The organism is Shewanella electrica (assembly GCF_022321485.1).
GTDB classification, from domain to species: domain Bacteria; phylum Pseudomonadota; class Gammaproteobacteria; order Enterobacterales; family Shewanellaceae; genus Shewanella; species Shewanella electrica.
Genome location: NZ_JAKOGG010000384.1, coordinates 1 through 263, shown reverse-complemented (window position 1 = coordinate 263; position 263 = coordinate 1). Strand labels below are relative to the sequence as shown.

General features: G+C 71.5%; 1 protein-coding gene. It reads left to right on the top strand.

Translation table 11 applies throughout. The features are described 5' to 3' along the window. Positions 1–263, top strand: a 263-nt coding sequence (locus L9G74_RS20980; protein WP_238898691.1) for an AraC family ligand binding domain-containing protein, incomplete at both ends; no start/stop codon positions are given.

The window sequence follows — 263 nt, the reverse complement described above, 5'->3', positions numbered from 1 at the left end:
GCAGGTGGCGTATAGCCACAACAGTGTGCTGCGTGTGCAGGCCGGCGACACCGCCTGGGTGGTGCCGCCCTCGCGGGCGATCTGGATTCCGCCCGGCATCGAGCATGAGGTGTGGGTGGTCGAGGCCGCCTTCCTGCGGACGCTGTATGCCGACCCGTCCGTGGTGACGGGCACGCTCGCGCAGTGCCGCGTCATGGAGGTGTCGCCGCTGCTGCGCGAGCTGATTGCGGCGATGGACGTCCGCCAGCCGCTGCCGGCCGCGC